The sequence below is a fragment of the Deltaproteobacteria bacterium genome (assembly GCA_017302835.1).
Lineage (GTDB): Bacteria > Bdellovibrionota > Bdellovibrionia > Bdellovibrionales > Bdellovibrionaceae > UBA2316.
In genome coordinates, this window is the sequence record JAFLCC010000021.1 from 38,619 (window position 1) to 47,497 (window position 8,879).

Below are 8,879 nucleotides of genomic sequence, written 5' to 3' on the forward strand. Positions count from 1 at the left end.
GGAAATTCCTAAAATCCTCATCAATTTATTTTTTGAGACTTTAATACTTCAACAAGAAAAGAATTCGGAACAAATGCCTTTTTTCCAAAAATTGAATTTTCAAATTGAAAATTCAGACTTATCAAACTGCTCCACTTTTCATTTTTCCCAGAAGAATCAATGCATTGATAAGTTAACTCTAAAGCGAATTTACCTTTGGAAATATCTGTCCTGTTTTGAAAGTCAATCCACTGATCATTTGCATAATCAGTTACTAGCGAAGGCACAAAGGAATTAGAACAAGGTAATTTTTTTAAAATTTCAAAAGTCAGTACATGGGCCTGAATATTATCAAGCAACATGACTCTGATCTCTTTATTTTTAAAAATAAGCATCTCAATGGACTCTTCATTAAATTTTAAAGGTATATCTGATTTAAATTTAGATACCCAAAAAGCGCTCACTTTTCTGCTAGTTTGAAGACTTTGGTCCCAACTGTTGGTCATTTGAAAAAACAAGGAGCCAAGGACATACTCAATAACTTTATCAACCCCAACGAGTCTTACCAAGGGCTCCAAAAGCCGGTCTGTATTGACATTAATAACAGCTCCCTTTTGATTCGTGGTGCCGACGACTTGGTAGGCCCCTTTGAGGTCTCTTAAAAACAAATTAGGATTCTGAGACGAGGACTGAAATTCAAGACCTGGGTAGATTTTTGAACTATTTATTATATCCAGACCAACTCTTGTTTCGGTAGAATTAAAATGACAGGAATTCTCGGAAATCACACAGGGCTTTAGAAACATATCTCGATTTGAAAAAACAATTTGAAACTTTAATTGAATCAAATTCAAATTAGCAGGCTCCGTTGACTGAGCCAAAGCCCAAAGTGTAAAGAAATAGATAACAACCAATAACTTAACCATCTAAGAATGGTCATAATCCTAGTTAAAATTTTTAGCAATTATTTTTCTTTGTGTTTTAAACACTCTCTTAAGAGGCCTAATGGAACAGTTCTTTTTGAAAAAATTTCCATCATTTCAATCTACGGAAGCAAGCTGATTTTTTGAACTAAAATTTCAGTACTCGATAGAAATTCGAAATGGATATCATAGTCCATGATTCGAACTGCATGCTGAGACCTATAGGGTGAATTTTTTTCTTCCTCAAATCCTCTATAAACTACAGGTCTTGGATCTAGTTTTAAAGTATCTTGAATTAACTTGCGAAAATTTTTTTCTGGATACTTAGTCTCAAAATAAATAAGTTCTTTCTCTGCTTCGGTCGAAAATTTCACTTCAATTTCAAGGACTTTAGCGCTGGCGGCCCAACCAGATTTAGCTTCAGGAAAAGACTCAACGTAAGGCAAGTAGGGCTTGATATCCAGAACGGGAGTTCCATCAATCAAATCTATTTCTTTAATAAAGATAATGCCATTTTCTATTTTTTCCAATTTAACCAGAGATAACCCAATGGGATTTGGGCGATGGGGAGAGCGGGTGGCAAAAACACCTTTTGATTCACCCAACAATCTGGGTGGATGAACCTTGGCGTGAAACCGATGATTTGTGTTTTTGTGAAATAAAAAAATAATCCAAAGATGACTAAATTCTTCCAAGCCCTGTAAGGAAGCTTCAGGTTGAAATTCAGGCTTTAGAATGATTTTAGCACAAGAGTCAGCGACCAGGCCACTTTGTCGAGGCGTTCCGAACTTATCTAAATAGCAGCTTTTGACGTGACCGATAATTTTAAGATCTTCCATTTTGGTTAAAGTTCCATCGTTTTCTTTACTTTCTTATTTCTAAAAAATTTACTTCTTAAAATTACCTGATTTGATCATCAAACCGTCTTTATCTTTAATTAAAATTTCTTTCCCATTAATATCTATGAGTCCTTCGTTTTTAAACTCAGTAAGATGACGCGAAAGAGACTCGTTGATTGTACTTGCCAGCTGGGCAAATTCATTTCTTGTTAATTTTAAATTTAATGCTGTCCCCTTTTCTAAAGGCACTCCAAATTTTTCAGAAAGAATTAGCAACTGATGAGCAATTCTTTCTTGAACAGAAGCCAGATAGTGAAGCTGATTGGTGGTTTCATAAATTTCTAAATCATCAATGGCTTGTATTAAAAGAGATCTAATAAACGGGCTGGAAGATTCAATAGCCTGCTCAACAGCTTGTTTTGAATACAACCACAGAGTGCATGGTTTAACAGCCATGGCGCTTGAAAGAGAATAACCTTTTCTGACAATAGCTTTGTAACCAAAGAACTCCCCAGGCCCTACGATCTTTGTGATGTACTCAGAAGAAGTGGTTCGTCCTCTTGATTGGGCTCTGTTGACAAGCATTTTAACGCATCCAGAGTGTATATAATACAACCCTTTTGGCATATCACCTTCTTTAAAAATCAGCTCTCCCATGCCCACTTCCAAGGTCTGATAAGGAAGAGCTTCATGGTTGTTCTTCACTTCAGGATCAAAAGTATTTGCGAGAACATTACTTAATCCCCTTTTTAATACTGTCGCCTTTTCCATAAAAACCTCCCTAGGAATGTCTGTACAGCATGCGTATTATAACTGAGATTTAATTATATTTTAAAATATTATTTACTTTGACCCGAATTGAACAATTTATTATACCTAAGGGGGATCTTCTTAAACTCTTAAAATATTTAGGAAATTCAAATGCTTAGAGTCGTTTTTAATAAATCTGTTTGTTTTCTTTCACTTTATTTACTTTTGTTGACAGCTGAAGTTTTTTCGGCTGAGAAGCTGAAAATTGGTTTGGTTCTAGATAAGGGTGGTAAAGATGATAAATCCTTTAACTCTGCGGCTTTTGCAGGGGCTACTCAGGCTGAAAAAGATTTAGGTATCGAGCTGAAATATGTGGAAGCTACAGATGTAAATTCCTTAGAAAATCTTCATCGTCAGTTCGCGAAAAAAAATTATGATTTAGTTATCGGAATTGGCTTTGCACAATCTGATGCGGTAAAAAAAATTTCAGCTCAATTTCCAAAAGTGAATTTTGCCATCGTCGATGGAGAGGTCAAATCTACGAATGTACGCTCCCTTTTATTTGAAGAGCATCAAGGTTCCTTTCTCGTAGGCGCTTTGGCTGTGATGAAATCTCATGGCTCTAAAATTGGTTTTATCGGTGGAATGGATATTCCTTTGATTCGACGTTTTTCAATGGGCTATGAAGCCGGTATGAAACAAGCTTCCTCTAAGGGCCAGCTGATCCAAAATTATATTGGAATTTCTAGTGAAGCTTGGAACAATCCGGCCAAAGCCAAAGAACTGGCTTTAAATCAGTATAATCAAGGTGTCGATGTGATCTTTGTCGCTGCGGGGGCCTCAAACTCTGGAGTATTTGATGCCGCTGAAGAGAAGAAAAAATTTGCTATCGGAGTGGATAGCAATCAAAATTGGATAAAGCCAGGATTCATTTTAACATCGATGTTAAAAAGAGTCGATAAGGCCGTTTATTCAACTATTGAAGATTTAAAAAATGGCAAATTTACCTCTGGAGTTGTGAGGTACGGATTAAAAGATAAAGGTGTGGACTATTCTGTTGATAAGTTTAATGAAAAATTAATTAGTTCTGAACAAATAAAAACACTTGAAGCGCTTAAAGTAGATATTATTAATGGAAAAATTAAAGTTCCTGATTACTATTTAGAAAAAAAATAAATGAACTCTGAATACGATAAGCCATTCCATAAAAATAATATTATTGTCGAATTTAAGTCTATTTCCAAAAAATTTGGAAATAGATTGGCAAACAAAGATATTTCTTTTTCCATTGAGAAAGGTACTGTTCACGGGATCATTGGTGAAAATGGCGCCGGAAAGTCCACCATTATGAAAATCCTTTTTGGTCTTTATCAGTCTGACGAGGGGGACATTCTACTTCATAATAATTCCGTTGTCATTAAATCTCCTTTGGATGCTTTTAAACATAAAATTGGAATGGTTCACCAGCATTTTATGTTGAGCCCGGAACATACGGCTCTAGAAAATATTCTCTTGATTCAAGATGAACAAAAATTCTTTGAAATTTTCTCAAAAAAATCAAAGATTGAAAAGATAAAAGCTAAAGCGAAGGAATATGGTTTTGAAATTCCCTGGGATCAAAAAGTTAAAAACTTAGCAGTGGGTATTCAACAACGTATCGAGATTCTAAAATTATTAAATCTGGATCACGAAATACTCATTTTTGATGAGCCCACGGCGGTCTTGACCCCTCAAGAAGTGGAAGATTTGTTACTCCAACTTCAGGAATTGAGGGCCAAAGGAAAAACCGTTGTCTTAATTACGCATAAACTGAAGGAAGTTAAAAAGATTTGTGACCAAATTACGATTTTTAAAAAAGGTCAGTGCCTAGGTACCTATAAAAATGAGGAACTTTCCGTGGCTCAGATGGCTGAAAAAATGGTGGGCCATCATGTTGAGCTTCACAAACGAGAATTTAAAAAAACGACTCTTTCTGGCAACGTTTTAAATTTGAAAAATATTTTGTTTTCATCTGAAAAAGGTTCTTATCGTTTTAATTTTTCCCTTCAAAAGGGCGAGATTTTAGGAATTGCAGGCATTGAAGGAAATGGACAAAATGAATTGATCCAGTTTCTCTTAAACCCCACCCAATTCAAATTACAGAAGTCAGAGAAATTAGAGAGATTACAGAAGTCAGAGAAGTCAGAGAAATTAGAGAGATTAGACATTAAATCTAAATCTGAATTAGACTCAACTTCTGACGCAGACTCTGAATTATTTTCTGCTCCCATGGAATACCAATTTTTAAATCATTCTCTGCTTAATGATAGCAAAGAAAAAATTCGTGAAAATTCTTTTGGAGTGTTCCCAGAGGATCGTCTTCGTTTGGGAGTTGTCGCTAATCGACTCGGTTTTGAGAATTTTATTCTTGGATATCAAAGAAATCAAAGATGGTATCAAAAAGGATTTTTAAATTGGAAACTAATTAAAGAACTGGCCTTCAAACAATTTGCTGAATTCAACGTCGAGCCAGCGACTATCGAATTGAGTTTTCAATCCTACTCTGGTGGGAATCAACAAAAAATAGTCGTGGCCAGAGAGCTATTCAATCAACCAAGATTTATTTTGGCTTCTCATCCTACCCGTGGGGTTGATATAGGGGCTATCGAATTTATTCATGAAAAATTGATTCAAGCACAAGAAAACGGCGCTGGAATTTTGCTGATTTCCAGTGAGTTAGATGAATTAACCAAATTGTCTGATCGAATTTTAGTTATAAGAAATGGTCATTTTGTGAAAGAATTTTCACGAGAAAGTTTTGACGAAAATGAACTTGGCGCTTACATGTTAGGATCTAAATTATGAATTTAATAAAATCCTCTCTGGGCTTTCTTATTGGACTTACCTGTGCTTTGTTACTCACCCTCATCGTTGGAGAAAATCCTTTTCATGTTTTTGGGATTATTATCAAAAGTAGTTTTGGAAGTTCCTATGATTTAGGCTTAACTTTGTTCTACACGACGTCTTTAATTTTCACCGGACTTTCTGTTTCCATCGCTTTCAAGGGCGGCCTGTTTAACATCGGAGCCGAAGGCCAGCTCTCTATGGCCGCCTTGGGAATGGTTATTTTTGCAAATACCTTTCCCCATATCCCGGAGCCCTTTAGTTATCTTTGTATTTTTATTGTTGGATCTTCTGTGGGAATCCTATGGGGAATCGTTCCTGGTTTATTAAAAGCATTCCGAGAAAGTCACGAAGTCATTGTGACCATGATGATGAATTTTATAGCCGCAGGAATCACCAGCTATTTTATTGTGAATGTGATTCCCAATCCCCAGTCACAAAATCCAGAAAGCATTGTCATTGGAAATTCTTATCGCTTTAATCAATATGATTTTGTAAATAAATTTTTTCCAGATTCGCCAGCAAATGTGTTTTTACTGCTGGCTATTTTATCTGCATTTACTTTGCATTTTTTCTATAAGAAAACAGCGCTTGGATATGAATTGCAAATGGCAGGTGAAAACAACCTCGCTTCCGAGCGAGCTGGCATCAGTTCAAAAAAAATGATGATTTTAGCCATGGCCATGGCTGGTCTCTTTGCTAGCGGTTCTGGAATGAATGAAGTTTTAGGCTTCAGTGGTCAATATAAAATGGGATTTTCCCCCGAGTTCGGATTTATAGGAATCGCGGTCGCTTTGATGTCCAACAACAACCCCTTGGGGATAATCTTAAGTGCTTTTTTAATGGGAAGCTTGCATAAAGGATCCTCTGATTTAGATTTTGAAACAAATACCATCACCAGAGATTTTTCAAAAATACTTCAAGCCATGATTATTTTAGGAGTTGGATTTCAATATTTCTTAAACAAGAAATTCTTTAGGAGACATGATGGAACTAACTAATTTTCTATCATTTAGTTTTTTGATTAGCGCTCTAAGAGTTTCAGTTCCTTTGGTTTTCGCTGCTCAAGCCGGCTTGCTGAGTGAGCGTTCCGGTGTCGTACAAATAGCTCTAGAGGGTTTTATGCTGGTCGGAGCTTTTTCAGGAGCCGTGTTTGGTTTTCATTTTAACTCGGCACTTGTGGGATTTTTATTTGCATTTTTATTTGGTTCTGCATTTAGTTTGTTATTTAGTCTTTTCACCATCAAATTTAAATCTGATCAAATTGTTATTGGTACCGCCTTCAATTTACTGATTGCTGGATTGATCCCTTTCATCAGCAAATATCTTTATAACTCTACAGGCTCAACCCCCTCCTTACCTATGGAAGTTCGTTTTATTTTTGAACCCCTTATTTTTTCAGTTGTTATGGTTATTCTCGTTCACTTTGGCCTCACCCGATGGCGCTCAGGTTACTGGATTCAATTTGCCGGAGAACATCCTGAGACTCTCTTGAGCGCCGGTGTCAGCGTGGATAAGGTCCGCTGGGTGAGTTTGTTTTTATGTGGGGGCATAGCAAGTCTTGGCGGCGCCAGCTTATCTTTATTTCTTTCTTCAAATTATTCGCCGCTCATGACCGGGGGCAGAGGCTTTATTGCTTTGAGTGCGGTGATTCTTGGCAAATGGAAACCGGTGCCTACCTATCTAGCCTGTTTATTATTTGGAGCCCTAGATGCTCTGCAAATTCGATTGCAAGGGGTCGAAGTTTTAGGGTCCAAAATTCCTGTTCAATGGATTCAGATTTTGCCCTATCTTTTAACTATTATTATTTTAGCTGGGTTGTTTGGCAAAAGCCGAGCCCCCACATTTTTAGGTAAAAAGTAATTTTTTTGCCAGGAAAGGTTTCGATTTATGAAATTTTTAATTTCGATCTTCCTTGTTTTTACTTCACAAGATGCTTTTTCCTGGGGAGGTCGAGGACATCATGCCATTTGTTCGGCGGCAACTCATCTTTTAAAAAATTCTGCTTTGAAAGATTTTTTAAATTTAAGAGGACACACAATGGGACATTTATGTAATATCCCCGATATTTATTGGAGATCCTTAGGACACAAAGCAAATGAATATGGGAGTCCAGCACATTTTATAGATCCTGAAATTATTGGCTTGAAAATTTCAGAAATTCCTTTGAATTACAAGGAAATCCAAGAAAAATACACGGGTTCTCCAAATAAATTAAAAAATGGAAAAACTATTTTTTCTATACCCAAAGAATTGGGATCCCTCTGGTGGCGGGCCAATCAGTTTTTTGAAACCATATTAAATTTAAAAAATAGTTTTGTTGCTATCTCTGCAGCAAAAGATTTTCCAAAAAACTCAAAGGAAGAACAAGATGAAAATCACCCCTATAACTCGGCTGTCTATAAAATGATGACCTCTATGGGCCTGATGGGTCATTTTGTTGGCGATGCCTCACAGCCCTATCATGCATCTGCTGATTATGACGGGTACCTCTCTGGACATGGGGGGATCCATGGTTATTATGAAGAAACCGTCGTGGGTCAGTTTGATGAAGGGCTAGAAAAAGAGATTGTAAAAGCTGCTAAAAAAATGAAAATAAAAAGCTTTCTTGATGGCGGATCAATTCTACAAAAAATGCAAAAACTCTCCCAAATAAGCCTGTCAGAACTCGAACTGATTCAAAAACTAGATCCTTTAATTCAAAAATCCACTCTCAAAAATGAGAAAGGGATGGAAATGAAAACAGTTGCCATAAGAAAACCAGCAAAGGAAGGATTTAAAGTTTTTAAAGAGATGATTGTGCAGCAAATGGCCAGATCAGCTTTATTACTCGCTCATCTTTGGGATCGATCCTATGAAGACAGCGGCGCTATCGATTTGTCATTTTATCGTAGTTACCGCTATCCCCTAACTGTTGAGTACGTCGAAGTGGATTATACCAACCCTATCAATACGAATTAACAGAAATTGGTGGTATTTTTTTAAATTTTAGGTTTTGTTTTTTAAAATTTATAAATCATTCCTACATTTGAAAGAAAGGCCGCATCCGAGCCAAGTCTGCCTGTTGTCGAAGCTACTAAGGCCCCATCCACGATAAATTTACCCAACTTCAATCCAAGTCCTCCCGCAAATTTGGTATCATCGTTTAAAGAGGTTTCTGTCGTAGTGGAAGTATCATTGCTTGTCTTATTAGAACCAATCAAAATAGATTGACTTACAGATCCTCTGATTACCAACCAAGGAGTGGCTTCTGCCTCAATTCCAATAAGGACAGGTAATTTACTTGTTTCTGTCTTAGTTTTTGTGCCCTCTTTATCTTTAGTCAAAGTAGAATTATATTCAATACCATAAAAGAAATCAGATCTATCTTGTTTATGAGAATTGGGAACTTTCTAAAATTAGTGGGAAATATGTGGAAAACTAGGTTTAGATAATTTCAACTTTTACTTAAAGTAAGACTTTAAGTTTTAACAGGTCCAGATTTCAATTTAATTCCAAAGTATAA

9 protein-coding genes are annotated in these 8,879 nt (G+C 36.3%); 5 read left to right on the top strand and 4 right to left on the bottom strand.

Annotated features, from left to right (window positions below; genetic code table 11):
- Positions 1-20: 20 nt before the first annotated feature.
- The 3 genes from J0M15_15480 to J0M15_15490 all read right to left on the bottom strand — a co-directional run bounded on the left by J0M15_15480 (position 21) and on the right by J0M15_15490 (position 2,512).
- Complete coding sequence (locus J0M15_15480; protein ID MBN8538453.1) at positions 21-905, bottom strand: hypothetical protein; 885 nt, start codon at positions 903-905, stop codon at positions 21-23.
- Between the two features lie 119 nt (positions 906-1,024).
- Entirely contained in the window at positions 1,025-1,741 is a 717-nt protein-coding gene (tsaA, locus tag J0M15_15485; GenBank protein ID MBN8538454.1) for a tRNA (N6-threonylcarbamoyladenosine(37)-N6)-methyltransferase TrmO, read from the bottom strand.
- A gap of 48 nt (positions 1,742-1,789) precedes the next feature.
- On the bottom strand, positions 1,790-2,512 hold the full coding sequence (locus J0M15_15490) for a Crp/Fnr family transcriptional regulator (protein MBN8538455.1): 723 nt from the start codon (positions 2,510-2,512) through the stop codon (positions 1,790-1,792).
- Positions 2,513-2,662: 150 nt separating this feature from the next.
- Here J0M15_15490 and J0M15_15495 point away from each other — a divergent pair, with 150 nt between their 5' ends.
- From J0M15_15495 to J0M15_15515, 5 genes are read left to right on the top strand one after another with little or no spacing between them, the layout of a single operon-like run.
- On the top strand, positions 2,663-3,667 hold the full coding sequence (locus J0M15_15495; protein MBN8538456.1) for a BMP family ABC transporter substrate-binding protein: 1,005 nt from the start codon (positions 2,663-2,665) through the stop codon (positions 3,665-3,667).
- Positions 3,668-5,335: an ATP-binding cassette domain-containing protein gene (locus J0M15_15500; GenBank protein ID MBN8538457.1), complete on the top strand. Its 1,668-nt coding sequence runs from the start codon at positions 3,668-3,670 to the stop codon at positions 5,333-5,335.
- 5 nt (positions 5,336-5,340) lie between these two features.
- The gene (locus tag J0M15_15505) at positions 5,341-6,375 is read left to right on the top strand and encodes an ABC transporter permease (protein MBN8538458.1); all 1,035 of its coding nucleotides are present in this window, start codon (positions 5,341-5,343) and stop codon (positions 6,373-6,375) included.
- On the top strand, positions 6,362-7,237 hold the full coding sequence (locus J0M15_15510; GenBank protein ID MBN8538459.1) for an ABC transporter permease: 876 nt from the start codon (positions 6,362-6,364) through the stop codon (positions 7,235-7,237). The genes J0M15_15505 and J0M15_15510 overlap by 14 nt, the downstream gene beginning before the upstream one ends.
- A 27-nt stretch (positions 7,238-7,264) precedes the next feature.
- Entirely contained in the window at positions 7,265-8,335 is a 1,071-nt protein-coding gene (locus J0M15_15515) for a hypothetical protein (GenBank protein MBN8538460.1), read from the top strand.
- A gap of 41 nt (positions 8,336-8,376) precedes the next feature.
- Here the strand turns inward: J0M15_15515 and J0M15_15520 are convergent, their stop codons facing one another.
- Positions 8,377-8,700, bottom strand: a complete 324-nt coding sequence (locus tag J0M15_15520) for a hypothetical protein (GenBank protein MBN8538461.1) — start codon at positions 8,698-8,700, stop codon at positions 8,377-8,379.
- Between the last annotated feature and the right edge of the window lie 179 nt (positions 8,701-8,879).

Bases quoted from the DNA above. Each gene is read 5' to 3' on its own strand.
- J0M15_15480 (MBN8538453.1), bottom strand. From the start codon at position 905: ATGGTTAAGTTATTGGTTGTTATCTATTTCTTTACACTTTGGGCTTTG.
- tsaA (MBN8538454.1), bottom strand. From the start codon at position 1,741: ATGGAAGATCTTAAAATTATCGGTCACGTCAAAAGCTGCTATTTAGAT.
- J0M15_15490 (MBN8538455.1), bottom strand. From the start codon at position 2,512: ATGGAAAAGGCGACAGTATTAAAAAGGGGATTAAGTAATGTTCTCGCA.
- J0M15_15495 (MBN8538456.1), top strand. From the start codon at position 2,663: ATGCTTAGAGTCGTTTTTAATAAATCTGTTTGTTTTCTTTCACTTTAT.
- J0M15_15500 (MBN8538457.1), top strand. From the start codon at position 3,668: ATGAACTCTGAATACGATAAGCCATTCCATAAAAATAATATTATTGTC.
- J0M15_15510 (MBN8538459.1), top strand. From the start codon at position 6,362: ATGGAACTAACTAATTTTCTATCATTTAGTTTTTTGATTAGCGCTCTA.
- J0M15_15515 (MBN8538460.1), top strand. From the start codon at position 7,265: ATGAAATTTTTAATTTCGATCTTCCTTGTTTTTACTTCACAAGATGCT.